Source organism: Mesorhizobium sp. B2-3-2, assembly GCF_006442295.1.
Lineage (GTDB): Bacteria > Pseudomonadota > Alphaproteobacteria > Rhizobiales > Rhizobiaceae > Mesorhizobium.
The window spans coordinates 119,053-144,470 of the sequence record NZ_VFWA01000008.1 but is presented as its reverse complement, the minus strand read 5'-3'; the positions used below and the strand labels follow the sequence as shown (position 1 = coordinate 144,470).

The following is a 25,418-nucleotide window of genomic DNA, read 5'->3' as shown; positions in this document are numbered from 1 at the left end:
GCCGCCTGAATATCCCCCAGGTGGCGTGACCTCACGCATCACCTACGAATTTTCCGCCGACGGCACGGGAACGCGTCTGACCTTCACGAAGGAAGGCCTGCTTGATCAGGAGGAAGCCGACAGCCACAAGCAGGGTTGGAGTGAGGCGCTCGACAAGCTCGGTGCGATCCTCGGTGAGCCGCAATGATCATCGTGTCTGGCCACATGCGGGTGAAGTCAGGTAAGCGCCAGCTTCTTGAAGGCGTCACACGCAGTAATGGAAGTGGCCCGCAAGGCGGCGAGCTGCCGCGACTTCATCGTCGCCGCCGATCCGATCGAGGACGACCGTGTCAATGTCGACGAGGTATGGGAAACCGTGAAGGCGATGCTCGCCTTCCGCGGCGACAGGCCAGATTCCGGCATGAATGATCTGATCGTGGAGGCAAACGTGGATCGTCACTCCGTGAAAAATCGCGGTCCAGCCTGGGCGGGGATCGAACAGAGAGGAGACTGTAATGATCAACAACAACAATGATCTGACGGCGGAGGTTCCCAATTCGCCCTACAGGCTTGAGGCAGCCTGGCAATGTCCCGTAGAGGGGGACGGACCCTCTGGGTATGAATGCACGCTGGAGCGTCGCTGATCATGGCGGCGCTCATTGTCTCGCGCCGTGCGCTGCTCAAGGGCGCGGTGGCGTCCCTCGCGTTTTAGCGCGCTGCCCGCTCGGGCGCAGCAGACCGATCCATTCACGCCCTTCAGGTATCGCGCACCGGATGAGGCGCTCGCCGACCTGAAGCGACGGCTTGGCGCCGTGCGCTGGCCCGAAGCCGCGACCGAGCCCGGTTTTGCCCAAGGTCCATCTCTCAAGGAGCTGCAGAACCTCATCCGCCATTGGCGTGATCGCTACGATTGGCGCAAAACCGAGAGCCGCCTTAATGCCTGGCCGCAGTTCAAGACGGAGATCGACGGGCTCGGCATCCACGTCCTGCATGTGCGGTCGCCGCACGAGAACGCGCTGCCGATGATCCTCACCCACGGCTGGCCGAGTACGATCCTCCTGTTCCAGAAGGTTATCGAACCGCTGACCAATCCCACTGCGCACGGCGGAACCGCTGCGGAAGCCTTCCATGTCGTCGTCACGTCGCTGCCCGGCTTCGGCTTCTCCGACAAGCCGACGGAGCCCGGCTGGAACGCGGAACGCACAGCGCGGGCGTGGGCTGAGCTGATGCGCCGCCTCGGCTATGAGCGCTATGTCGCACAGGGTGGTGACTGGGGGGCTTTCGTCACCACCGCGCTCGCGCAGCAGAAGCCGAAGGGCCTCGAAGCAATTCATCTAAACTTCGCGCAGACCATTCCGGACAAGATCCCTGAGAAATTGGAGCCCGACCAGAAAAAAGCGGTCGAAGCATACACGAAATTCCGGGAGAGCGGCTTCGCCTACGGCATGCTGCAAGTGACCAAGCCGCAACTAGCCGGCTATCTGCTTGCCGACTCGCCCGTGGCGCAGGCCGCCTGGCTCTACGACATTTTCGACGGCGGCACCGGCGCAACAGGCAGGCCGGAAGATTTGATCCCTGTCGACGACATGCTCGACGAGATCACACTCTACTGGCTGACCAATTCGAGTGCATCGTCCGCCCGCTTCTACCGCGAGCAGGCTGCGATCCTGAAAGGCCGCAACAATCCTGGCGTCGTCGACCTGCCGGTCGGAGTGAGCGTCTTCCCGCATGATTTGCCACCGGCAAGAAGCTGGGCGCCGCTCGTCTACCCGAACCTATTCTACTGGAACGAAGTCGACCGCGGCGGTCACTTCGCGCAACTCGAAGTGCCAGACTTATTTGTTGCCGAACTACGAAACTGCTTCAGTAAAGTCAGATGAGGAGACAGCCATGTCCGGACCGCTCGATGCCGTGAAGAAAGCCCTGCAAGCCTATGTAGACAAAGATCGCGAAGCCATCGAGGCCGTCATCGGCGATCCGTACAGCTTCACCAGTCCGCTCGATAATGCTCTGAGGCGCGAGACCTACTTCGCCCGCTGCTGGCCCAACAGCGAGACCTGCACCGGGGTGAAGTTCGTACAGGGCGCCGAGCAGGACAATTGGGCCTTCATCGTTTACGAGGGTAGTTCCGCTGGCAAGACCTTCCGCAATGCGGAACTGCACCGCGTGCAAAACGGCAGGATCGTCGAGACTCAGGTCTACTTCGGCTGGAATGTGCCGCATGAGGCAATGCTGGGTGGCTTCATCGAGAACAATGGCGAAGGTCACCCCTAAACAGGAGGCGAAGATGGCCGGCAAACGCGATGCGCGGCACCATGCGCAGGCGGTGTTTCTCGGCGATTGGAAATTGCCGAGGGCGCTTTGGGCCCCATTGTCCGGCCCATGAACCAGAGCACCGAGTAGAGCAGCACGCGCCGCAGGCGAGGGTGCTCACGATCTGTCGCCAGAAGTTCGCAACGAAGTCGTGGAAACATACGTCGGGTTCGAGGCGCGTTCCTTCCGGTTCGAATGGGGCCGACAGCGGACTATCCGGTCCCAGTGTGTGCCCAACGGATTGCCGCCATTCGGCAACCGACCTGCTCTCGGCCATCCTTCTGTGATCTCGTGAAGGACCCGAACAGGTCCGATTTTCCGAGCCACCATCTACGAGTCGGAAAACGAGATGGGGTAGCAGGTGCCTTCGGTTAGCGCACCAGCGGACTCTCCCAGACAAGCGTCAGCAACGCCTTGAGCTGGGTGAAACGCTTGGGGCCGAGTTCACCGCTCCACTCGCGCTCGATGTCGCGCAGTGTGGCGACGATCTTTGCGTAGGCAGCGTGTCCTCGTTGAGTAAAGCGGACAATGCGCGCGCCGCCTTCACCTGGCGCGTCGGTACGGACAATATAGCCGAAACCCTCAAGGCTCCCGAGCAATTGGTTCATGGCTTGCTTGCTGATGCCCGCCCGCTCGGCGAGCATGGCCGGGCGAGCCCCGTCCGGCCCGGGAAATTGCAGCACCGAGATATGTGGCAGGTGCAGGTCGTCGAAGCCGGCGGCGTTGAGCTCCTTAATGATCCGGCGATGGATCGCTTGGGCGGGAACGCGCAGAAGAGCGCCGATCAGCATATTCTCCGCATTGACAGGAAAACTTTGCGAAGGCGGCATCATTGACATTCCTGGTAAATTTCGTTTACTTAAAAGCAGTAAACTTAGTTTACTCGAGGAGAAGGTGCAATGCCACAGGCCGCCATGGACCCTCACGTCAATCCTGCTAATGAAACCATCGCCACCAAGGGACTCGCGGTTCGCTTTCTGCTGACCGGAGAGAATTCGAATGGCAGCGTCGCGGCTTTTGAACTCGATGTCCCGGGCGGGCAACCGCTGCCAGCCCCAGCCCACAGCCATGACGGTTACGAAGAGACGATCTACGGCGTCGACGGGGTGTTGACCTGGACGGTTGACGGCAAGGCGATCGAGGTCGGGCCCGGACAGGCGCTATGTATTCCGCGAGGTGCCGTTCATCGGTTCGATAATAACGGCAGCCGCGACGTGAAGGCGCTCTGCGTGATTACTCCGGCCGCAATCGGTCCGGAATATTTCCGCGAGACATTCGCGCTTCTTAACGCTGCGGCCGGTGGTCCGCCCGACCGGGCCAAGATGTCCGAGATTATGCGCCGCCATGGCCTCACCCCGGCAGTGCCGCCGCCGACATAGCGTTTGGCGGTTGCTGAGAAGGCGCAATTCTGCCGGGCCGCTTCTGGCGGAAACGGGGCCGCGAGCTGACCGTCAGCTTCTGGCTTTCGCAACGAAAATTGCCGACATTAAGTCTACTGGGACCATAACGGCGAATTGACCCGATCCTGACGACCAAGCGTTCGCGGCGAATGGCAATTTCGCTGGCAATAGGAGCCTTCACAGATTCCGCCGCCGATCAAAATTTCACGGAAAGATCCGCCCTGAACCCGTGGTCGCTGGTGCCGTGGCCGATCTGGCCGGAATAGGAGACGCCGAGCGAGGTCTTTTCCGAGAGGGCGAGATCAAGCCCGGCTTCGAGCGCGAGCGCGTCCTCAGCGATCGGCGTCCCGGCGACGGTGAAGGCCTCACCGCCGGTGAAGGCAAAATCGGCGAGCGGCGTGACGTCGCCGAAGGCATGCCGCCAGCCGAGCATGCCGCGCGCCGTGGCCTTCATCCCACCAAGCCCGAACTCGGTCGAAGCACGCAGGCCGAGCGTGGTGAAGGTGGCGTCGGTGCTACCGCTGGCACTTGTGAGCGCGGCCGCCCCGCCATCCTCGGTAAAGCCGTAGCTATGCACGTTGACGTAGGCGAGATTGCCAAAAGGCTCCAAGGCGAAGGAGCTGCGGTCGATCCGATAGCCGAGCTCGCCGAAGACCTGAGCCGTGCCGGCGTCGTAGTCGGCGGCGAGACGGTCGGTGAAGCCGGGAAAATTGACGGAGCGCGCCGTCTCGATGGCGTGCCATGTGTAGGCCGCACCGGCCCGCAGGCCAAGCGCGCCCCACTGGCCGCCACCATAAACACCGAGATGGTAATTGTCGCTGTCGCCGGAGGACGCGCGATCATTGACATCGAACGAGCTGCGACTGTAACCGGCAAGCAGGCCCAGCCGCCAGTTTTCGGCGATCATTCCGTCTGCGCCGACAAGGAAGCCGCCGGTCGAACGGTCAAGCGAAGCGGCGTTGCCATCGCTGTCCCATGTCCCCCATGAACCGAAGGCCTGCCCCCACACCGCAAAGCGCTCCGTATCGGCCGCAGCGGGCGCTGCCCCTGGAGCACTATAGCGCGCGCTCTTGCCTTCTCGCACCAGCGCCTGTTCCTCAGGCGTCAGGGCGGAGCCATCCGGCCCATACGCCAGCACCGGCATGGAGGATCCTGCGCCATCCCCGAAGGCAGCCCGCACCCTGTTCGTTGCCGCCTCACGCACGAAGCGGCTGTCGTCCAGCATGGCGCCCTTTATCGAAGCGTGTATCTCACCAGAAAGCCGGTCGAGGGCATCCCGGGCCGTTTCCTCGTCGGGCGAGCCGACGATCGCGTCATAGATCGGATTGCCAGGCCCCTGGCTCTCGGCGCCATTGCCGACCGCACACTGGTTCGCAGAGATTGCGACATCGCAGAACGACGCGTCGTTGCGGGCAACGTCGAGATAGATGGCGGTTGGATCGTAGGCGAGCGAAAGGTCGACGAAAGGCGCGTTCTGGTCAAGTGTGCCATAGGTGCCGGTAACGCCGCCAGCGGCGGTCAGGATGGTGTAGCGGGTGCCGGGGTCGTAGCCGCCTGGCGCCTTCAGGGCAAAGACGGTGCCGCCCTCGATCCCGGCAGCACCGGTCACATCGATCAGGTCGGAACTGCCGTCCGGGTCGATTTCGGCTTCATAGGTGGACCCGGCAAGCTGGGTGTAGTCGCCGTCGACCGTAAGCGTCCCAATGGAGCTGCCTGGTGCGATGGTGCCCGCCACCGTTGTGGTTCCAACCGTGCCGTTACCTTGCAAACGGCCGTTCGCCAGAACATCGATCGTGCCACCGAGCGTTCCGTTGACCGTAAGCGTACCAGCATCGACGGTCGTGGCGCCGGCGAAGGCAGCGGAATTGCCGGTGACTTCCAGAAGGTCCGCACCCGTCTTCAGCAAGTCGCCGGCGCCCGAGATGCTGCCGGCGTAGGTTGCATTCGCACCTTGCTCAAACGTGAACGACGCGCCGGAGCCGATCGCGACATCGCCGCCGAAACGCTCGCCCGCGCTGACGAGGTCGCCGGCATCGACGGACCAGTCGAGCGTACTCAGGCCGGCGAGAACCAGTGTGCCAGTGCCGTCCTTCACCATATTCCCCGAGCCGCCGATATCGCCGGCGAAAGTCGCGTTGCCATTCTGGTCGAACACCACCGCGCCGTCATTGCCGATATTGCCGCGGAACGATGCGGCATTGCCGACAAGTGTACCGGCCTCGATAAGCGTGTTCCCTTGGTAGCTGTTGGCGCCGGTGAGCGTCAGCGTGCCCGCGCCATCCTTGGTCAGGCTGCCGGAGCCGGAGATCGCACCGGTCACGGCGAGATTCGAATCGGTCTGGAAGATGCCGCCGCCAGCCTCAAGCGTGACGCTGCGTCCCGTTGCAAACGCCGCCGTATTCTGCAGTGTGCCACCGTCGAAGGCCAGCCCGCCCGAGGCGGCGCCGAGATTTGCGTCGGCTGAAACCTGCAGTGTGCCGTTCAGGATGGACGTGCCACCCGTGTAGCTGTTGGCACCGGACAGCGTCAGCGTGCCGGCGCCGGTCTTTATGAGGGAGCCGCCGCCTGCGATGACGCCGGCGGCCGTGAGGTCGGCCCCAGTCAAAAAGGTGCCGCCGCCTGCGTTCAGCGTGATGTTTCGCGCTGTCGTGAGGGCCGCCGTGTTCCGCAGCGTACCCCCGTCGAAGGTAAGCCCGCCCGATGGGGCGCCGAGATTGGTATCGGAGGAGATCGACAGCGTGCCCCGGTTGATGGTCCAGGGTGTCACCGTGCCTGTTACTCCCGTCAGCGTCCAAATGCTGGTGCCTGTCTTCGAGAACACGCCGAAGCCCTGGTACTGAGCGCCCACGCCGATCTGTGAGACGTCGAAGCTGGCATTCGCGCTGCCGCCCAATGCCAAGGTGTCGGCGCTGCTGAAGGCGACGACGTTGCCCGTGATCATCGAGCCGGCTTCAAGGGTCAGTGTGTTGGCACCGCCAGTAAAGACAATCGCGTTGGTCCCGGATGCGCCCGAGATCGAGCCCCTGTTGACAATCGTGAGATCGCTGCCGCTCACCCCGAAGCCGGCGGACCCAGCCGTACCGTCATTGGTGCCTCCGGTCCCGGCAACGCCGCCAGTACCTCCCGTGATTGTTCCGCTGTTGCTAACTGTTGCGCCACTTCCGGTGACGCCTATCCCGCCATTGCCGCCATTGCCACCCGTGGTGGGAACCGCATTGTCGTTGCCACCGCTGCCCCCATTGCCGCCGGTGATCGTCCCGAGGTTGGTGAATGTGGCTCCGGAGACAAGCGAAACGCCGGCGCCTCCATTGCCGCCATGACCGCCGAGCACCGGGATCGTTTGCGTCGAGCAGCAGCCGACGTTGTTTCCGCCGTTGCCGCCGTTGCCGCCGGAAATTGTGGAGCCGTTGGTAATTGTCGAGGCGCCCGCCGTGGCAAGTCCGATACCTCCATCGCCGCCGTTGGCGCCAAACGGATTTTGAGAAATTCCCCCGTTGCCACCGTGGCCAGCGGTGATTGAGGCGTCGACGCTGACAGACGCGCCATTTTCGACCACCACGCCATAGCCGCCGGCGCCGCCGCCTCCGCCTGCGCTACCAAGCCCGTTGCCGCCATTTCCGCCATTGCCACCAGCGATTGGGCTGGACACGCTGGAATTCGTCGTCACCATGTGGCCGTGCGCGCCACCGCCACCACCGCCGCCGTTAACGGTTAGAAAGGCGTCGGCATTCGCGCCGCTCACGCCGTTGCCGTTGTTGATCCCCAAGACGCCGCCGGTGCCGCCAGAAGCGCCATTTTGGCTGGTGCCACCGGTGCCGCCGGTCGTGCCACCACCACCGCCACCGCCGGCGCCCGTGTTCGTTTGGCCGTTCCCGCCATTCACGCCGGCAGTCGTGGCATTGCTCGCACCGCCAGGTCCACCCACGCTGTCCCCGTTGTTAAAGTTGCCACCACCCGTGCCGCCGCTTTGTGCCAGCGCTGGAGCCGAAAACGCCAGCGGGCCGACCAGCGTTGCGGTCAAGCAAACAAGCGCAGTGGAGCTTACAAGCGCGGTGCGCCAGGACAGGTTCCGAGGCATGAGCCCCTCCATGATGGCCGGCTTCGGCATTCCCGAGCCCGATGAGGCGGCCCCAAAGCCTGTCGTCCCCAAGACCCGGCGGAGGCGCGGAGGCGCGGAGGCGACCAAAAGTCGCCACCCGCGCCAGCCCGTCACCCGCGTTCGCGCACGTTAACTCAACCCAAGGCTGTCGTCCCGCAGAGGTGGCGAATGAGCTGTCTATGACGTGACAATGATGCCGCTTTTTCGGCGCCTGTTACCATAATACAACAATCTGCGCGGGTATCGTTGCAGGCCCGAATCTACGGGATAGGAGCCAGGGCGGGATGCGAACGAAATGGTGGCCGATGAACATTTATTACCGCTGTTCTTCGCGACAGATTACAGACACCCGATGCACAGTTTCCCCGCGGATCGCGACGCTCGCTGCGTCCCGCGCAAATGTGGGCGGTTGGCGCAATCTCGCCCGTGGCGTTGACACCAGTGATGTCCGCTTCTGGAGAACGGCAGGGGTCACCCGAATGACCGATTTGAGGGCGCATTGCTGCCGCATCCGCTACGAGGATGGGGAAGGACAAGCAGTGCGCTGGAATGGCGCCAGACGCTCTGTTCACTTGCTATGCCTAGAAATGTGCATATAATGTGCGTATAAGAGAGGTCGGAGATTTGTCATGACCCACGCACAGCTCGCACAATCGAAAGTGGTTTCAGGTTTTGTCGACAGCCTGCAGGAGCCGCGCACGCCTTATATCTCGCCGAAGCGCCTGTCGCAGGCGCTGGGCGTGAAGGTGGCCAACCTGGCGCAGTTGACCGGCGTCCACCGCAACACGCTCCGTAACCCGTCATCGGAGCGACTGCAGGGTCGGATGCGCGAGATGGTGAAGGTGATTTCGGCCGCGACGGAACTCACCGGCGACGTCAAGAAGGCGATCTTTTGGTACCGCAATGAACCGATTGCCGACTATGGCCATCGCACGGCTGCCGAACTCGTCGCGGACGGCCAGGTCGAGGCGGTTCTGGCCTTTATCCGGGATCTCGAGAATGGAGCGCGTGGGTGAGGATCACCCGCGTCGGTCCAGACGAGATCTTCCATCGCTATCTGACACCCAAATGGGCATTCCTGCCCACGAGTGGCGCAGGAGCAGCGATCGACGGCGGGCGCTTCAATCGACCCGGCGTCGAAGCGCTTTACCTGTCCCGCGCGCCTCAGACGGCGTTGGAGGAATACAAGCAGGGCGCTAGCATCACCCCGCCCGCCACCCTTGCCGCCTACAAGCTCACGCTTTCCGAGATCGCCGATCTTTCGCAGGGGTTCGACCCAAATGCCTGGGATAATGCCTGGAAGGAATGGGATTGTGCCTGGCGCCAGATCGCTCGCATCGACAGGAATATACCTTCATCGTGGAAGCTTGCGGACGTAGTCATTACGACGGGGCTTCGGGGTATCCTGTTTCCGTCGCTGCGCCACGCCGGTGGCACCAATCTGGTGATCTTTTCAGCCAACCTTGTCGAAGGCGACAAGGTCGCGGTCCATGATCCCGATCACCGGCTGCCGCACGATCAGTCATCGTGGCCCTGAGTTGTTAGCTGTCGTAAGCAACCGATTTCCGATTGGTTCAGAGCGCCTCATCCTCAACGACGCCTGTCGTTGGCTCGCCCTCTTCGCCGTCGCCCTCCCCCCGGCCAAGACCGTTCGGTATATCCCCGGCCAGCAGCTTCTCCTTCGACAGCAGCCCTGCGTCCTCGAGCGCCTCGAAATCCGGCAGCTGGCGCAGCGTGTCGAGCCCGAACTGTGACAGGAAGTTTTTGGTCGTCACATAGGTGTACGGCGCGCCAGACTGCGGCGAGCGCGGCCCCGAGGCAATCAGCCCCTGCCCCCGCAGCACGCCGATCAGGTCGCGCGACACCTCCTTGCCGAAGAAGGACGATAGCTCGCCACGGGTGATCGGCTGGAAGCACGAGTGGGCCGGCGCAAGCGCATCCGGCCCGGTGAAAAAGGTTTTGAGCGCGCGGTCTGCCTGGCGCTGGTTGAAGCGGCGGCCGATGCATGCCGGCTGGCTACCGAGCTGTCGCGCGCGCCGAAAAACTCTTGGCGGTGACGCCGAACTGCGCGCCAAGGGTGCCGGTGACGTGATTTTTTGCTCCTGAATGAAGATGCCGTCGCCGGATCGCTCGTGACAAAGAACCTGTCGCGCTTTGCGACGCGGCGCCTGTTCGAACGGCTGCAGCAACTCGATGTCGTGCGCGCTCTCTAGCCGCACCACCTTCCGGCTGCTTGGGCTCTAACGATGAGCGAGGCGGCCCGATCCGAACGCCCGCGAGGCAAGGGTGATGGCCAGCGAATGCTGGTCGACACCGAGCTTGAGCACCTGCCGCCGGAACTGCGCTGGCGTGAGTGGATTTGGACGATTAGCGTCGAGCGATGCGATTTTTATTTGATATTTTTAAATCTTACGTGCTCAGTTGACACGTTAGGGATTTCTAGCAGGCAAATCAGCTTCGGACGATCCGGGCCATATGAATTGGCCGCGAGGGGGCAATTCATGGGGCGTTTGCAGAATTCAGCTGATTGTGGGTCTCCGGCCCAAGGACGAGTATCATCCATTTCGGCCCAACTCGGAAAACTGTGCTCGCAGGCGAGCCTTCTTGCCCCACGATCCGCGCTCGGCGGCACCAGCCACGCCAGTCGGGCTGGCTCTGTCGTTGGCGCTGATAGCGCCCGCGTTCGCGGATGGCGGCAGGGGAGGCGGCACCGGAGGCAGCGGGGTAACGGGCGTGTCCGGTGGCGCGGATAGCGCGACCGGTGCCGGCGGCGACGGTAGCATCGGCATAAACGACGTGGGCATAGCGTCCGGCGGCGGCGGCGGCGGCGCCGGCATGATGGGAGGAAGCGGTGGGGGTGGATACTTCTTTGGGTCGGTTGTCGCCGGCGGTGGCGGTGGCACCACGGCGGGCGCCAATGGCGTTGATGGCAGCAATGCCATCGACCCAGGCACCGCTGGCGGCGGCGGCGGTGGTGGTGCCCATGGCGTGGTCGTTTCGACCTCCCGCGCGCTTTCCAGCACCGGCGGAAACGGCGGAAACGGCGGAGATGGACCGCCCGGCCCCGGTGGGTCCGGCCCCGTTGGCGGTGGCGGTGGCGGCGGTGCAGGTGGCTACGGAGCGGTGGTCACCGGGAGCGGCCTGTCGCTGACCAGCAGCGGGACCGTAGCAGGAGGCAAGGGCGGCAATGGCGGCAACGGTGGCTCCGGCGGTGGCAGCCCTGGCGGCCCCATCGAGCTGAAAGCAAAATACCGTTCGAATGGGGGGCTTCAGGTTGCGGCAAATTAGGCAGAAAGGCCGCAATGAGGTCGAGAGCCGGAAATCTCGCGTCTTCACCTTAATCTCATCGATGTGCCCGTAAGCGTCTTATCCCAAGCCGAAGACTATGCCGAAGCCGCGGGATTTCCGATAAATTAAACTGTCGGGCTCGGCATAGCCGCGTTTATGCGGTCCTTGCCGCCCTTGCCGTGCTCGACACGTACCACTCCGCGACCGCTGTCGATGTCGCCGGCCTTCAGCCCGACGGTCTCCGAGGCACGCAGGCCGGCGGCGTAGGAGGGCCATCTACGATCGTGGCGCCGACAGGAGGCGGCCAGCAGCAGCGCGTCGCCGTCGCCCGCACCATCGTTCTGGAACCTCAAGTCCTGCTGTTCGACGAGCCGTTGTCGAACCTCGACGCCAAGCTGCGCCGGCGCGTGCGCGAAGAGATCCGCGATTTCCAGCAGGAGCTGAAGCTGACCGTGGCCTACGTCACCCACGACCAGGAGGACGCGCTGGCCGTCTCCGACCGCATCATCGTCATGAATGCAGGCAAGATCGCGCAGGACGGCACGCCGCGCCAACTCTACAACCAGCCGGACAACCGCTTCATCGCCGACTTCATGGGCGATGCCAACCTCATACCGGTGACCGTGGCCGACGGACGGCGAGCATGTCGAGGTCCAGGCGGGACCGGCGCGGCTGAAAGTTCGCCGCCGCGGCGGACAGCCTTGCCGGCACCGTGCTGAAATCGTCCTATCTCGGAAACCATATGGAATACCGCGTCGGCCTCGTTGATCCCGCCATGGAACTGTTTGTGTCATCGCCCGATACGACGAGGCCGATCGCCGACGGCAGCGCGGTTTCCGTAGTCGTCGAACCTGCCTACGCGGTGCTGATCGGCGGCGGCTGAGCATTCTCCCGATCGCCGGACCGCGATGCGTTTGCAGAGGCCGCCGCATCGATGCTTGACACGGCTAATGTTTCATTGAAGTATGACAATGCGCAGGGCAAATGAGCCCATGCAGCGCGAAAATTGCGTGACATATTGATGGCAAGAACGCCCACAGTGCCGACTGTTGGGCGTCTTTTTGCGTCGAGGGGGTCATGGCAAGAACGCAGTACCATATTGGCGTCCTGTTCTCGCAAAGCGGGCCTTACGGCGTGGTTTCGCGTTCCATGTTCAACGGCGCGATGCTCGCCTTCGATGAGATAAGGGCGTCTCCCGACTTTCCTTTCGACCTGGTGCCGATCGTGGCCGATCCGGCAGGTTCCTTCGGCCAGTACGCCGTTTCGAGCCAAGAGCTTCTCGGCCGGAACGGCGTGCGCCATGTCGTCGGCTGCTACACCTCGTCCAGCCGCAAGGACGTTATCCCCCTCTTCGAGAAATATGACGCGCTGCTCTGGTATCCCTCGCATTACGAGGGGTTCGAGAGTTCGTCCAACGTCGTCTACACGGGTGCGGCGCCCAACCAGCACATCATTCCGCTGATCGAGTTCCTGCTTACACATATGGGCCGGCGGGCATACTGCATCGGCTCCAACTATATCTGGGCCTGGGAGAACAACCGCATCCTGCGCGAGGGGCTGTCGGTAGCCGGTGGAACCGTCCTCGCCGAACGCTACCACGCGGTGGGCGACACAGATTTCTCCAAGACCATCGCCTCGATCCTCGACGCCAGGCCGGATTTCATCTTCAACACGCTGATCGGCACCAGCGCCTACCGCTTCTTCCAGGATTTCCGCGCCGCGTGCATTGAGCGCGGCATCGACCAGCCCGCCGAAATGCCTGCCGTCGGCTGCAGCCTTTCCGAACCCGAACTTGGCGAGATCGGCGACCGCGCGATGGATGGGCACATCAGCTCGAGCGTGTACTTTTCTTCCATAGACACGCCCGCCAACCGCCTTTTCATCGGCGCCTATCGTCGACGCTGGCAGGATGCCGCGCCATCGGCGGATGCCGAGGCTTCCTATGTCGCGGTGAAGATGCTCGCAGCCGCTATCGCCGCGGCCGGGTCGGACGACGTCCAAGCCGTGCGGCTCACGCTTCCCACTCTTTCGATAGACGCTCCTCAGGGAACGGTCAGCGTGGACGGCCCCACCAATCACGCCTTTCTGACACCACGCATCGGCCGATCCAAAGCCTCGGGCCAGTTCGAAATCCTTTGGCAGGCAAACCGTCCCGTCCAGCCCGATCCGTATCTCGTTCAGACCACCCCACGCTACGCGGTCCGCAACAGCGTTCCGAAGCTGAGGTCAATCAAATGAGCGAGCCGCGGGTCATCCAGAATTTCATCGGCTATCGCGCCACGATCGCCACGGAGCAGCCCGCGGCCATTGAACAGCTCCTGGATATGCTGGCGAAGCTTGGCATCTCTTCCGCCGCCGCCGAGATCAATGACTGCAAGATCCAGATCGATCCCAGCGACAAGGACGTGCTGTTCATCGATTCCGATCTCAACGTCACCGTCGAGACGGGAGCATCGGAGCCCAGCCGCTGCCTGCCCGTCATCGGCATCATCGGCGTCGAGGCGCCAAGCCGGCTGCGCTCGCTTATGCAACTTGGCGCGACGGCCACCCTGCGCAAGCCGGTCCATCGGGCGACCGTCTATTCGGCGCTGTTCGTCGGCATCAATGAGTTCCGCCGCCGGCGCTATCTCGCCGATCGTGTCGAGGAATACGAGCGGCGCCGGCTCCTGCGCAGGAGCCTGGTCAGGGCGGTGTTGATCGTCATGCAACGCACCGGCAGCGACCACGCTGCCGCCTACGATCATCTACGTCGTGAAAGCATGCGCTCGCGGCAAAGCATCGAGGAGTTCTGTGCATCGTTCGTCCAGGCACATGGTCCCGACTTGGATGAAGCCGAGCCGCCCATCGGGACAGGCTTACCCTACGCAAAAAAACTGTAACCGGAGGAGAAATCGATATGACTGCAAAGTGGTTACGGGCCGGGACGCTGGCATGCGCCTTTGCCCTCTCGGGAGCGGCCTACGCCGCGGACCCGATCAAGATCGGCGTTCTCGAGGATCAGTCGGGCGACTTCGCCGCGGCGACCATCGGCAAGGTCCACGCCATCCAGCTCGCGACCGACGAGATCAACAAGGCGGGTGGCATTGCCGGGCGCCAGATCGAGCTGGTCATCTACGACACCCAGTCGGACAACAACAGATACCAGGAATTCATGCGCCGCGTACTGCAGCGCGACAAGGTCGATGTCGTCTTCGCGGGCTTCTCCTCGGCTTCGCGCGAAGCCTACCGCCCGATCGTCGACCAGCTTGACGGGTTGGCCTTCTACAACAACCAGTACGAAGGCGGCGTGTGCGACTCGCACATGATCGTGACCGGCGCCGTGCCGGAACAGCAGTTCTCGACTCTCATCCCCTGGATGATGGAGAAGTACGGCAAGCGCGTCTACACGATCGCGGCCGACTACAATTTCGGCCAGATCTCTGCCGAATGGGTCCGCAACATCGTCAAGGAGAATGGTGGCGAGATGGTCGGCGAGGAGTTCATCCCGCTCGGCGTCTCGCAGTTCTCGCAGACCATCCAGAACATCCAGAACGCGAAGCCTTCCTTCGTCGTGACGCTGCTGGTCGGAGCCGCGCAGGCGTCCTACTACGAACAGGCGTCATCGGCCAATCTCGGTCTGCCCATGGCGTCATCGGTCAACGTCGGCCAGGGTTACGAGCACAAGCGCTTCACCCCGCCGAGCCTCGCCAACATGTATGTGACGACGAACTACATCGAGGAAGTCGACACGCCGGCCAGCAAGGCTTTCCTGGAGAAGTTCCATGCGAAGTTCCCCAACGAGCCATACGTGAACCAGGAAGCCGCGAACTCCTACATCGCCATGAATCTCTACAAGGAGATGGTGGAGCGCGCGAACGGTTCGACCAAGCGTGACGATCTGCGCAAGGTGATCGCCCAGGGCGACGTCTGTTTCGACGGCCCGTCCGGCAAGGTCTGCCTCGATCCGAAGAGCCAGCACATGTCGCACACCATCTTTCTCGCCCATGTCAACAAGGACCACTCGATCGACTTCCCGAAAGTCTGGGAAGACATCAAGCCATACTGGCTGGGCCAAGCCGGCTGCGACCTGACGAAGTCGGACCCGATGGAACAGTACACGCCGTCCAATCCTCCGCCCAAGCAGTAGACCGACTTGCCGGGCGGGCGCATCGTCGTGCCCGCCCGGCGGCATGCCCGCCTGTTCGACCGGAGCCGCCCATGCAGTTCATGACAGCACTCGTATCGTCGGCCTACCAGTTCGGTGACGCCTTCGCTTTCCTCGTCTTGTCGGCCTGCGGGCTCGCTGTCATCTTCGGCATGATGGGCGTCATCAATCTCGCCCATGGCGAATTCATCATGTGCGGCGCCTATGTGACCGTCTTCGCGGTTCGCTGGGGCATACCGCTGCCCCTTGCGATCATCTGCGGCAGCCTGTTCGCGGGTCTGGTCGGCATCGTCATAGAACGGCTCATCGTGCGCAGGCTTTACGCCAGACCGCTCGATTCCATCCTCGCCACATGGGGCGTGAGCCTGATCGCTTCGCAGGGTACGCTCATCCTGTTCGGTCCGACCATGCGCGGCGTCGGCACGCCGCTCGGCAGCTTCACGGTGGGGAACCTGTCCTTCTCCTACTACCGGCTGGTTCTTATCGCGACCGCCCTGGCGGTTTTGCTGCTGCTCTATTTCATATTCAACAAGACCCGCTTCGGCGTGCTTGCGCGGGCGACCATCCAGGCGCCGCACATGGCCAGCGCGCTCGGCGTCGACACGAACCGCGTCTACGCCCTGACCTTCGGCATCGGCGCGGCGTTAGCCGGCCTGACCGGAGGCATCTACGCCCCCACCATGACGATGGTGCCGACGATGGGGACGACGTTCATCATGGAGGCCTTCGTGACGGTCGTGGTGGGCGGAGCCGACATCTTCATCGGAACCGCTCCGGCCGCGGCGCTACTCGCGGTCGTGAAGGCCTCATTGACGTCCTGGCAAGGCCAATTGGCCGGGCAGATCGGCCTTCTGCTGGCGGTCATCCTGGTCATCCGCCTGCTGCCCAAGGGCATCACCGGCTTGATCCTCAAGGACCGAGCGTAGGCAAGATGATGCTGTCACGGATTTTCAAACGCTTCGAGGGGCCGCAGACCATGGGCCGCGGGCCTGTGTTCTGGAGCCTGTTCGGGCTGGTTCTCGTCGCCGCCCTCGTCTATCCGCTGTCCGCCGACGGCTACGATGTCGGCAACAACATCTACTTCCTGAACTGGACGTTCATGGCGCTCGGCCTCAGCGTCATCTGGGGATATGGCGGCTCGCTGTCCTTCGGCCAGACCGCGTTCTTCGGCATCGCCGGCTACAGCTACGGCATCCTAACGGTCAACTTCGGCACCGCCTACGGTTTCGGCCTTGTTTCTGTCCTGCTCGCCGTCGCGATCGCGGCGCTGTTCGCGGCAATCCTGGGCTACTTCCTGTTCTTTGGTCGCATCAGCGGCATCTTCCTCGGCATCGTGACCTTGTCGGTCACGCTCGCGCTCGAGCGCTTCATGGCGCAGACCGCCGGTCCGGAATGGAAAGTCGGATCGGCGCGGCTCAACGGCTTCAACGGCATGAGCGGCATGCCGCCGCTCACCCTGCCCTGGTTCGGCGGCGAACTGGTGCTCTTTCCCGACATCGGCCTCTACTACGTGGTTCTAGGCCTGGTCGTCGCCGTCTATCTCGGCCTGCGCGTGCTGGTCAATTCCAAGTTCGGCAACGTGCTGGTCGCCATCCGGGAAAATCCCGGACGCGCCGAAATGCTGGGCTACGACGTGCGCAGATACCAGCTTGCGGCCTTCATCCTCGGCGCTGCCCTCGCCGGGCTGAGCGGCGTGCTCTATACCAGTTGGGGCCAATACATCACGCCCTCCTCCATGGGCATCACCTCGGCGGCGCTGCCGATCATCTGGGTGGCGGTTGGCGGCCGGTCGGACCTCACGGCGACGCTCATCGGCACGCTCGTCGTCCTATCCGCCTTCCAGGCGTTGACGATCTACGGCAGCCAGTACGCGCTGGTGGTGATGGGCCTGTTGCTGGTCTGCACGGTCCTGCTGGCCCCCAAGGGCCTTGTCGCGAATGCAGGGCTGCTCCTGGCCTCCTTGTTTTCGCGCAAGGGCGGGAGCAAGTGACGATGGCGCTGCTCAGGACGGAAAAACTCAACAAACGCTTCGGCGGCCTTCATGTCACCGCCGACGTCAGCTTCTCGCTGGAGGCCGGCAAGATCCACTGCCTGATCGGGCCGAACGGCGCCGGCAAGAGCACCTTCTTCAAACTCCTTCTGGGAGAGCACCAGCCTTCGAGCGGGACGATCCTGTTCGACGGCGAGGACATCACGCACCTCAAGCCGTTCCAGCGCATCAACCGGGGCATGAGCGTGAAATTCCAGGTGCCGGGCATTTTCGGCGCGCTGAGCGCCCGCCAGAACCTCGAAATCGCCCTGCAGCACCGTGTCGGGCCAGCGACGCTCGACGAGGAAGTTGAGCGGCTGCTCGATTTCCTGCAATTGCGGCCGGTGGCGCTTCAGCTGGCGGGCAACCTCAGCCATGGCTTCAAGCAGTGGCTGGAGATCGGCATGGCCATCAGCCTCAAACCCAAGCTGCTGCTTCTGGACGAGCCAACCGCGGGGATGTCCCCCGAGGAAACCTTCATGACCGGCGAGATCGTCAAGCAGCTCAACGCCGAGGGCATGACGGTGCTTGCCGTCGAGCACGACATGGCGTTCGTTCGCCAAGTCGCCCAGCGGGTCTCCGTCCTTCATTTCGGGCGGCTGTTCGCCGAAGGCACGATCGACGAGATCGTCGCCGACGATCGGGTCGCGGCCATCTATCTGGGACAGAACCATGACTGAGGCCCTGCTCCGGATCAAAGGCCTTCGCGCCGGCTATGGCGGCAAGCCGGTCCTGCAGGGCATCGACCTCGAGGTCGCCAAGGGCGAGATCGTGGCCGTCATAGGCCGCAACGGCGTCGGCAAATCGACCCTGATGAAGACCCTGATCGGGCTGGTCGACAGCATGGCGGGGACAATCCGGCTGGATTCGACCGAGCTGACGGGACTGACGCCATTCCGCAGGGCGCGGCTCGGGATAGGCTACGTCCCGCAAGGGCGAGACGTTTTCCCCCGCATGTCGGTTCGGGAAAACCTCCAGGTCGGGGAATCCATGAAGGGGCGCGTCGCGCCCGACATCTACGAGCACATCTACCAGCTCTTCCCCATACTGAAGGAAAGATCGAAACAGCAAGCCGGCACCATGTCCGGCGGCCAGCAGCAGCAGCTCGCCATCGGACGCGTCCTCGTCGGATCGCCGCGACTTCTCCTGCTCGACGAGCCGTCCGAAGGCATCCAGCCGTCGATCGTGCAGGACATGGGCCGCATCATCAAGCAACTAAACAGGGACAGCGGCATGACGATCATGTTCGTCGAGCAGAACCTCGACATGATCAAGGCCTTGGCCCAGCGCTGCTACGTGATCGACAAGGGCAGGATCGTCGCGCATGTGACGCCGCACGAACTCGAAGACCGCGACACCATCAGGAAATACCTGGCCGTCTAGGCCGGATCATAAGGAGAGAGACAAATGTCCTGGCTTGAAAACTCGATCATGGCTAGACGGGGCGTCGCCAAGGGAAAGGTCAAGACCGTCCACAACATGACGGAGGCCGACCAGGGCAAGTACCACTATGTCTACGGACCGTATGTGGAGCCGGTGCTGCGGGTCGATCCCGGCGCCGAGGTGTCGGTGGAGACCCATGACGCGTTCGAGGGCGTCATCAGGAAGGAAACGGACGTACCCAGCAAGCTTCTGAATTTCCCCTATCTCAATCCACAGAACGGACCGATCTTCGTCAACGGCGCGGAAAAGGGTGACTGCCTGGCCGTTTACATTAAGGAGGTCCGCCCCCGCGGGGAACAGCCATGCGGCACCACCTGCCTGATTACCGAATTCGGGGGGCTGGTGGGCACCGGCGATACGGCCGTGCTCAACGCACCCCTTCCCGAGCGGGTCAAGAAGCTGCATGTCGATGCCAAGAAGGGCGTGGTCTGGAACGACAAGATCACGATCCCCTACGAGCCCTTCATCGGCACGATCGGCACCTCCCCGGAGATCGAGGCGATCTCCTCTCTGCAGCCGGACTATTACGGCGGGAACATGGATCTGCCGGATGTCGCACCCGGCGCCGTCATCTACCTGCCGGTCAATGCGGCCGGCGGCCTGCTCTATCTCGGCGACTGCCACGCCAACCAGGGTGACGGCGAGCTTTGCGGCGTCGCCATCGAGCACCCGACCGTGACGACCGTGCAGATCGACCTCATCAAGGGCTGGAACTTCAAATGGGCCCGGCTCGAGAACGAGAAGTCGATCATGACGATCGGTTCCGGGCGTCCGATGGAGGACGCCGTCCGCATCGCCTATCGCGAACTGGTCCGCTGGATGGCCGCCGAATACGGCTTCACCGAGCTCGACGCCTATATGCTTCTGACACAGGTAGGCCGGGTCAGGCTGGGCAACATGGTGGACCCGAAATACACGCTGGGTGCCTCCATCCTGAAGCACTACCTGGCGTGACGATCTTTTCGAAGCCGGATCTTCGGTGCTGAACTGGCGCGGCCGGTTCATCGCCAATGTCGGTCATGTCCTGCGCGCCGAAGGCAACAGAGTGCTATCGGCGTTCAGTCTGCGACCATCATTGCAAAGGATCCGAGAGCACGCCCTCGACAACAATTATATCGTTGATCGACGCGTCTTTCCGAAGGGCAATCGCCTTCCGGTATTCCAGGGATTCGTAGCAGGCGAGCGCGGTGTCGTAGTCCGGAAACTTACGGTCCCGCCCTGGCCTTCCACAACCTTCGAACGCCCTGCCCTTACAAGATATCTGCCGCCATACTTGCCGAACGGCTCGAGGACGTAGTCGAGATACTGCTTGTATTTTTCCGCGTCCTCGACATGCACGGATGCAGTCCAGTAGGCTTTCTGTTTCATCTGACTCTCTTCCGGCGACGACCGTTTCCCAGCGTAGACAACTCGGGATCAGCTTTCGGCACGTGTCCCGATCTCGGCCAGAATTTCGTCGGTCGTCACCACGTCGGCGAAGAGATGCCGCATGGAATCCAGCGAACTGTTGTGTTCCTCGTCGGTGTAGGTCGCGGTGGCGTCCGAAACGACGATCACCTTGTAGTTCTGCATCATGGCGTCGCGCGCGCTGCACTCGCAACAGATGTTGGTGGCGGTGCCGACGATCACCACGGTGTCGATCCCCCGCCCGGCCAGGAAATCCGGCAGCTCGGACGAGTTGGACCACTCGGCATGCGCCTGCGCATCGATCGTATTCAAGGTGAAGATGACTGGTGCGCCGGCGGCCCGGAAGGCCTGAGACAAGGCATTGATGTTCGGCGCGATTTCACGGGCCACGGGAATTTCGGCCGGCATGCCCGGCTCCATGTATCCGTTCTGCATGTCGATGAAGACCAGCGCGGTTCGTTGGGGATCGATCTTGTCGAAAACCCGGAACTTGCCGCGGCGGGACAATATCCGATTGCTTATCGATGGAGATTCCTGGCGCTTGTGCATGTCGATGTCTCCGGTCGTGGCGGCGCGCGAAAGGCTCTTGTTTTCGGTGCGGCTGATGTCAGGCAGCCGAAGTTTCTGGCCCGGGTCAGCGGTAAGCTTCGCCCCGGAACTTCAGCAGCAGCTCGTTGAACGGTTTCGGGCTGTCCAGCGAGGACAAGTGGCTTCCGCCGGCGATGATGCTGAGCATCTCCGCGGTCACGCGCGCCGCCGCCTGCGCCGTTGTCCAGAACCCGCTGGCAGGCAAGGCTGCCGAAGACCTTTTGGAGCTTGTCTCCTATGGCGCCGAACTCGGAGACCTGCTCGTGCGCGAGGCGGCGATGCTTCTTTCGAAACCCGTCGTCTCCTATGGCAAGGCCGCTATTGTCGGTCCTGGCGGAGACATCGAACATGCCGCAGCGATCCTCCATCCGCGCATGGGCAAGCCTATCCGGGCGTTCATTGGCGGCGGCAAGGCGCTGATCTCGTCGACACAGAAGGTCGCCACGGCGGGAAGTTCGATCGACGTGCCGCTCGGCCACAAGGACGAAGCCTGGTCATTCGACCACATCGACACAATGACGGTGGCGGTGCGCAGCGCGCCACGGGCGGACGAGATCGTGGTTGTCGTCGCCTTGTCGGATGGCGGCCGCCCCAGACCCAGGCTTAGCGACTAGGTCCAATCTACATTCAGGATTCTCAACGCGGCATTGTGCTGATTCATGGCGTTCCGAAGTCTGTGATTCGGAGCGCGATGAATGGCCAAGCGATACGAACTGACGAACGCGCAGTGGGAGCACATTGCCTCGCTGTTGCCGGGTAAAGCAGGCGATCCGGGCCGCACCGCCGCCGACAATCGCCTATTCGTCGACGGCGTTCTGTGGGTGCTGCGCTCCGGCGCCCACTGGCACGACCTGCCGGCGCGATACGGCAAATGGAAGAGCGTCCACACCCGCTTCTCGCTGGGCCAAGAAAGGTGTGTGGGAGCGCGTCTTCAAAGCCCTCGTCGATGATCCCAACAACGAATATCTCATGCTCGACACCACCCTGGTTCGTGCCCACCAGCAGGCAGCGAGCGGAAAAGGGGGGACGAGAACCAGGCTCTGGGGCGTTCCCAGGGAGGACTGACCACCAAGATCCACATGCTTGCCGATGCATTCGGCCGGCCGCTGCGCTTCATGCTCACCGGCGGGCAGGTGCACGACATCGTCACTGCCCCGATGCTTCTGGAAGGCATCCAGGGGACTGCCGTAGTCGCCGACAAAGCCTACGACAGCAACGGCTTGCGCCAGATCATCGCCGACGCCGGCATGCGCGCCATCATTCCCTCCAAGCGATCCCGCAAAGTGCAGATCCCGCACGACGCCGTCCTCTACAAAACCCGCAACCGCATCGAACGCTGCTTCAACAAGCTCAAGCACTTCAGACGCTTCGCAACGCGCTTCGATCGTCGCGTCCTGCACTTCCTTGCTTTCATCCACCTCGCCGCAGCCATGCTATGGATGCACTGAATGTCGATACAGCCTAGTTCTGGCAAGCGCCGCGCTGCGGCGTGCCGCGCGTTTGGCGCGGCGAAGACAGCCTGGCGTATTTGCGCAACCTCTATGAGGAGCGCTTCCCTGTTCCCCGTTCGATGAACCGGCCACGCCCGGGCTTGCCCAGGAACGACCCGCCATCTGCGAGGACCTCGCCGCGGCTGATCGTCATTTGCGGATATCCACGCACCGATATGCCGTCGTAGGAGCTGTAATCGATGTCGGAATGGAGCGTCTCGGCCGAGAACGTGAATTCCTTGTTCGGATCGAACACCACCACATCCGCGTCGTAGCCGGGCAGGAGCTGACCCTTTTTGGGGAGGCCGAAGATTTTCGCAGGGTTGGTGCAGCACACCTCGACCCACCTGTTGCGGCTGAGCCTGCCTGCGTTCACGCCGAAATGATGAATCAGCGCCAGACGGGCCTCGATACCCGATATCCCATGGGCGGGTTGGCCCGGGGGCCGCTTGCGCGGACCATGGTCGGTGGACACGATGTCGAGAGTGCCATCCGCGAGAGCCTGCCAAAGCGCATCTTGATGGCGCTTCTCCCGTATCGGCGGGCTGGTCTGGATGGAGAAACCGTTGGCCAGGGTTCGCTCATAGTCGTCGCTGGTGTAAACCAGATAGGCCACGCAGACCTCGCCATACACGCTCTGACCACGTGCTTTGGCGTGCCTGATCTCGCGCACGCCTTCCTCGCAGGTCTGGTGATAGAGGATCAGGCGGGCGCCGGTGTGCGCCGCGAAGGCTATCACGCGATGGACGGCCTCGCCTTCGGTCGCGGAAGGAAGTGCCGACAGATACCACTCCGTGCCGGTCTTGCCTTCCTTCGCCAGACGGGCCTTCAGCATCCTGATGATGTCGTCGTTTTCGGCGTGGACCACCGCGAGGCCGTCGCGTTCGGCGATGACTTCCATCGCGCTGAAGATGGTGGCGTCGTTCAGCCGGTAGCCGTCATAGGCCATGAACATCTTGATGGAGGTGACCCCGCGATCGAAGATGTCGTGCAATTCTCCAATTCGCGACGGGTCGGTGTCGCGTATCGTGAGGTTGAACGCATAGTCGATCACCGCCTCGCCTTCGGCCTCCTTTTGCCGGACATCCAATTCCTTGACGAGATTGACGCCGGAATAGGGCGACGCGAAATCGACGAATGTCGTCACGCCGCCGATCGCAGCGGCCCTGCTGCCGACCCCGAACGAATCCGCACCCGGCGTATAGAGCGGGGCGTAGCGCGGGTCGGTCAGATGCACATGCGCATCGATGGCTCCGGGAAGCACATAACGACCCCGCGCGTCGATTTCCCTCTGCCCGACCAACCCCTGCCCAATGGCAGCGATCTGTTCGCCGTTTATGGCCACATCGGCAAGAAACGTATCATTGGCGGTGATCACCGTGCCGTTTTTGACAACCAGATCGTAGCTCATGGAGTTTCCACCTTCAGCTTGGTGAGAATTCAGAGGGGCGCACCGCGTGATGCGACGCCGATAGGGGCAAGGTCCCTGCCCTCCCAGATTTCGGGAGGGCGTGAACCGTCTTCCAGTCGACGGCGAGCCGGCGCTGTCTAGGCCTTCACGACTGCGTAATCCTTGGCGAAGATGAACTCCGACGGGTGCTTCTCGAAGCCCTTCACCTTCTTGTCCATCACGGTCTGCTGGTCGCGCCAGTAAGGCTGGATGATCGGGCTTTCGTCCTGCAGGATCAGCTCGATCTTCTCCATCACCTTGGAGCGCTCCTTCGGATCGAGGATGCCCTCGGCCTGGGTCAGCAGTTTGTCGAATTCGGCGTTGGAGAAATGCGACTCGTTCCATGCCACGTTCGAGCGGTAGGCCAACCCCAGCGTCATGATGCCGAGCGGCCGATGGCTCCATCCCGTGATGGAGAACGGAACCTTGGTCCATATGTCCCAATATTGGGCATTCGGCAGGGTCTTGATGTTGATCTTCACCCCGATGTCCTTGAACTGCTCGACCAGCGTCTGAGCCATGGCGACCTCATAGGCCGGTTCGGAGCGCGTGATCATGTCGTGCTCGAACCCATCCGGGAATCCGGCGTCGGCCAGAAGCTTCTTCGCTTTCTCGACGTCTCGATCGATCTTGGGCAAAGGAGCATATTCCGGATGCGACGGGGCGACGTGGTGATCCTCCCCTTCCGCTCCACCGCCGAGCAGGGCCAATTGAATGATCTTGTTGCGATCCACGGCGAGCCTCATCGCCTGGCGCACGCGCTTGTCGGCGAACGGACCTTCCGGGTGCATGCGCGCGACCGTCGTCTGGGCCGACGGGACGCTGTAGACGGCAACATGCGGGAAACTCTTCATCGAGTTGATTTCGACGCGATCCGCAGTCGACAGGCCATCGACCTGTTTCGAGGCCATGGCGGCGATGCCGGCCCCGGCGCCGTCACCAAGATCGACGAAGGCGAACGTGTCGAGGTACGGGCCTCCGCCCCAATAGTCCGTCCTGGCCTTGAACTTGGCGTTCTTTCCGATGTTGTATTCGATGAGTTCGAACGGCCCGGTTCCGTTCGTGCCGACGCCGAACGCACCATTGTCGTTGGGATCGATGATCGGCATCGCGTAGTGGAAGAAATGTTCCGCCACCGCCACCTGGGGCGACTTGCAATTCAGCCTGACGGTATGATCGTCGACCTTCTCGATGGCATTGTCGGACCACAGGCGGCTCGACATCTTTGCGTTGGCCTTGTGGTCCTTCTCGCCGGTATCGTACTGTTCGACGAGGTAACCCGTCATCAGGCCCAGCATCGAAGAGCCGACCTTGGGATCGCAGACACGCTTGAGGTTCCATACGACGTCGTCGGCGGTGAAGTCCCTGCCGTCGTGCCATTTCACGCCCTTGCGAACATGCAGCGTCCAGGTTTTCAAGTCGTCGCTGACATCCCATTTCTCCAGAAGGTAAGGACGGGTGATGTTATCGCGATCGGTGAAGGTCAGAAATTCGCAAACTTGGCGGATGACGTTGGACTTCTCGTAGAAGTCGATGGTGTGGGGATCCTTGATCTCCTGGCAACGCATGCCGATCCGCAGATTTCCACCTTTCGGCATATCCTCGGCGCGAGCCTGGGACATAGGCTCGGGCAGCCCCGCCATGGCATAGGCGGCCGTCGCCGAAAGCCCAAGCAGCGTTGCCTTCCTGAGAAAGTCGCGGCGGCCGATCCGGCCGTCCTTCATCTGGTCGAGAAGCGTAGGAATATAGGGATGCGATGCTTTTTCCACGGTATTACCTCCCAGTTGC

Annotated in this window: 25 protein-coding genes and 2 pseudogenes; 20 read left to right on the top strand and 7 right to left on the bottom strand. The window is 62.6% G+C overall.

Translation table 11 applies throughout. From position 1 onward, the window contains the following. Positions 1-25 precede the first annotated feature (25 nt). The 4 genes from FJ964_RS19490 to FJ964_RS19475 all read left to right on the top strand — a co-directional run bounded on the left by FJ964_RS19490 (position 26) and on the right by FJ964_RS19475 (position 2,253). Positions 26-187, top strand: a complete 162-nt coding sequence (locus tag FJ964_RS19490; protein WP_140551896.1) for an SRPBCC domain-containing protein — start codon at positions 26-28, stop codon at positions 185-187. Positions 188-256: 69 nt separating this feature from the next. Then, positions 257-514, top strand: coding sequence for an antibiotic biosynthesis monooxygenase (locus FJ964_RS19485; protein WP_140551895.1), 258 nt, complete (start codon positions 257-259; stop codon positions 512-514). A gap of 124 nt (positions 515-638) precedes the next feature. Next, positions 639-1,859: an epoxide hydrolase gene (locus tag FJ964_RS19480; protein ID WP_224713249.1), complete on the top strand. Its 1,221-nt coding sequence runs from the start codon at positions 639-641 to the stop codon at positions 1,857-1,859. Between the two features lie 10 nt (positions 1,860-1,869). Further along, positions 1,870-2,253, top strand: coding sequence for a nuclear transport factor 2 family protein (locus FJ964_RS19475; RefSeq protein WP_140551894.1), 384 nt, complete (start codon positions 1,870-1,872; stop codon positions 2,251-2,253). Positions 2,254-2,663: 410 nt separating this feature from the next. Here FJ964_RS19475 and FJ964_RS19470 read toward each other — a convergent pair whose 3' ends face one another. Next, the gene (locus FJ964_RS19470; protein WP_224626897.1) at positions 2,664-3,125 is read right to left on the bottom strand and encodes a MarR family winged helix-turn-helix transcriptional regulator; all 462 of its coding nucleotides are present in this window, start codon (positions 3,123-3,125) and stop codon (positions 2,664-2,666) included. A 66-nt stretch (positions 3,126-3,191) separates the two neighbouring features. Between FJ964_RS19470 and FJ964_RS19465 the strand changes: the two genes are divergently transcribed. Further along, on the top strand, positions 3,192-3,671 hold the full coding sequence (locus FJ964_RS19465) for a cupin domain-containing protein (protein ID WP_140551893.1): 480 nt from the start codon (positions 3,192-3,194) through the stop codon (positions 3,669-3,671). A gap of 217 nt (positions 3,672-3,888) precedes the next feature. Here FJ964_RS19465 and FJ964_RS19460 read toward each other — a convergent pair whose 3' ends face one another. Next, entirely contained in the window at positions 3,889-7,770 is a 3,882-nt protein-coding gene (locus FJ964_RS19460) for an autotransporter domain-containing protein (RefSeq protein WP_140551892.1), read from the bottom strand. Positions 7,771-8,420: 650 nt separating this feature from the next. Between FJ964_RS19460 and FJ964_RS19455 the strand changes: the two genes are divergently transcribed. Then, positions 8,421-8,807, top strand: a complete 387-nt coding sequence (locus FJ964_RS19455; protein WP_095204923.1) for a hypothetical protein — start codon at positions 8,421-8,423, stop codon at positions 8,805-8,807. Then, positions 8,804-9,328: an RES domain-containing protein gene (locus tag FJ964_RS19450; protein ID WP_140551891.1), complete on the top strand. Its 525-nt coding sequence runs from the start codon at positions 8,804-8,806 to the stop codon at positions 9,326-9,328. The genes FJ964_RS19455 and FJ964_RS19450 overlap by 4 nt, the downstream gene beginning before the upstream one ends. A gap of 37 nt (positions 9,329-9,365) precedes the next feature. Here the strand turns inward: FJ964_RS19450 and FJ964_RS31785 are convergent, their stop codons facing one another. Further along, the gene (locus FJ964_RS31785; RefSeq protein ID WP_348642865.1) at positions 9,366-10,013 is read right to left on the bottom strand and encodes an SMC-Scp complex subunit ScpB; all 648 of its coding nucleotides are present in this window, start codon (positions 10,011-10,013) and stop codon (positions 9,366-9,368) included. Between the two features lie 382 nt (positions 10,014-10,395). Between FJ964_RS31785 and FJ964_RS31030 the strand changes: the two genes are divergently transcribed. After that, positions 10,396-11,079, top strand: a complete 684-nt coding sequence (locus FJ964_RS31030) for a hypothetical protein (protein WP_181172532.1) — start codon at positions 10,396-10,398, stop codon at positions 11,077-11,079. 158 nt (positions 11,080-11,237) lie between these two features. Here the strand turns inward: FJ964_RS31030 and FJ964_RS31370 are convergent. Beyond that, positions 11,238-11,348 (bottom strand): annotated as a pseudogene (locus FJ964_RS31370) (tyrosine-type recombinase/integrase); the annotation flags it as partial. A 30-nt stretch (positions 11,349-11,378) separates the two neighbouring features. On the opposite strand from FJ964_RS31370, the pseudogene FJ964_RS31025 reads away from it, so the two are divergent. The 9 genes and pseudogenes from FJ964_RS31025 to FJ964_RS19380 all read left to right on the top strand — a co-directional run. Further along, positions 11,379-11,918 (top strand): annotated as a pseudogene (locus FJ964_RS31025) (ABC transporter ATP-binding protein); the annotation flags it as partial. 238 nt (positions 11,919-12,156) lie between these two features. Then, positions 12,157-13,317: a transporter substrate-binding domain-containing protein gene (locus FJ964_RS19415; protein ID WP_140551888.1), complete on the top strand. Its 1,161-nt coding sequence runs from the start codon at positions 12,157-12,159 to the stop codon at positions 13,315-13,317. Then, the gene (locus tag FJ964_RS19410) at positions 13,314-13,958 is read left to right on the top strand and encodes an ANTAR domain-containing protein (RefSeq protein WP_140551887.1); all 645 of its coding nucleotides are present in this window, start codon (positions 13,314-13,316) and stop codon (positions 13,956-13,958) included. The genes FJ964_RS19415 and FJ964_RS19410 overlap by 4 nt, the downstream gene beginning before the upstream one ends. A 17-nt stretch (positions 13,959-13,975) precedes the next feature. Further along, a complete protein-coding gene (locus FJ964_RS19405) occupies positions 13,976-15,205 on the top strand; it encodes an urea ABC transporter substrate-binding protein (RefSeq protein WP_140551886.1) in 1,230 nt (409 codons plus the stop codon). A gap of 80 nt (positions 15,206-15,285) precedes the next feature. Next, the gene (locus FJ964_RS19400) at positions 15,286-16,149 is read left to right on the top strand and encodes a branched-chain amino acid ABC transporter permease (RefSeq protein ID WP_140551984.1); all 864 of its coding nucleotides are present in this window, start codon (positions 15,286-15,288) and stop codon (positions 16,147-16,149) included. 5 nt (positions 16,150-16,154) lie between these two features. Next, positions 16,155-17,213 carry a branched-chain amino acid ABC transporter permease gene (locus tag FJ964_RS19395; protein WP_140551885.1) on the top strand — a complete coding sequence of 353 codons (1,059 nt, stop codon included), beginning with the start codon at positions 16,155-16,157 and terminating at the stop codon, positions 17,211-17,213. 2 nt (positions 17,214-17,215) lie between these two features. After that, entirely contained in the window at positions 17,216-17,932 is a 717-nt protein-coding gene (locus tag FJ964_RS19390; RefSeq protein ID WP_140551884.1) for an ABC transporter ATP-binding protein, read from the top strand. Beyond that, positions 17,925-18,635: an urea ABC transporter ATP-binding subunit UrtE gene (gene urtE / locus FJ964_RS19385; protein WP_140551883.1), complete on the top strand. Its 711-nt coding sequence runs from the start codon at positions 17,925-17,927 to the stop codon at positions 18,633-18,635. The genes FJ964_RS19390 and urtE overlap by 8 nt, the downstream gene beginning before the upstream one ends. A 24-nt stretch (positions 18,636-18,659) precedes the next feature. Continuing rightward, positions 18,660-19,649, top strand: coding sequence for an acetamidase/formamidase family protein (locus FJ964_RS19380; protein ID WP_140551882.1), 990 nt, complete (start codon positions 18,660-18,662; stop codon positions 19,647-19,649). 462 nt (positions 19,650-20,111) lie between these two features. Here the strand turns inward: FJ964_RS19380 and FJ964_RS19370 are convergent, their stop codons facing one another. Continuing rightward, entirely contained in the window at positions 20,112-20,651 is a 540-nt protein-coding gene (locus FJ964_RS19370; RefSeq protein ID WP_140551881.1) for an isochorismatase family cysteine hydrolase, read from the bottom strand. Between the two features lie 125 nt (positions 20,652-20,776). Between FJ964_RS19370 and FJ964_RS19365 the strand changes: the two genes are divergently transcribed. The 3 genes from FJ964_RS19365 (at position 20,777) to FJ964_RS31685 (ending at position 22,138) form a co-directional block, all read left to right on the top strand. Beyond that, the gene (locus FJ964_RS19365; RefSeq protein ID WP_140551880.1) at positions 20,777-21,304 is read left to right on the top strand and encodes an amino acid synthesis family protein; all 528 of its coding nucleotides are present in this window, start codon (positions 20,777-20,779) and stop codon (positions 21,302-21,304) included. A gap of 81 nt (positions 21,305-21,385) precedes the next feature. Continuing rightward, entirely contained in the window at positions 21,386-21,640 is a 255-nt protein-coding gene (locus tag FJ964_RS31690) for a transposase (protein ID WP_263493258.1), read from the top strand. 12 nt (positions 21,641-21,652) lie between these two features. Continuing rightward, on the top strand, positions 21,653-22,138 hold the full coding sequence (locus FJ964_RS31685; RefSeq protein ID WP_281408265.1) for an IS5 family transposase: 486 nt from the start codon (positions 21,653-21,655) through the stop codon (positions 22,136-22,138). Positions 22,139-22,229: 91 nt separating this feature from the next. Here FJ964_RS31685 and hydA read toward each other — a convergent pair whose 3' ends face one another. Both hydA and FJ964_RS19350 read right to left on the bottom strand, forming a co-directional pair. Next, on the bottom strand, positions 22,230-23,591 hold the full coding sequence (hydA, locus tag FJ964_RS19355; RefSeq protein ID WP_140551879.1) for a dihydropyrimidinase: 1,362 nt from the start codon (positions 23,589-23,591) through the stop codon (positions 22,230-22,232). Between the two features lie 137 nt (positions 23,592-23,728). After that, entirely contained in the window at positions 23,729-25,399 is a 1,671-nt protein-coding gene (locus FJ964_RS19350; protein WP_140551878.1) for an ABC transporter substrate-binding protein, read from the bottom strand. Positions 25,400-25,418 lie beyond the last annotated feature (19 nt).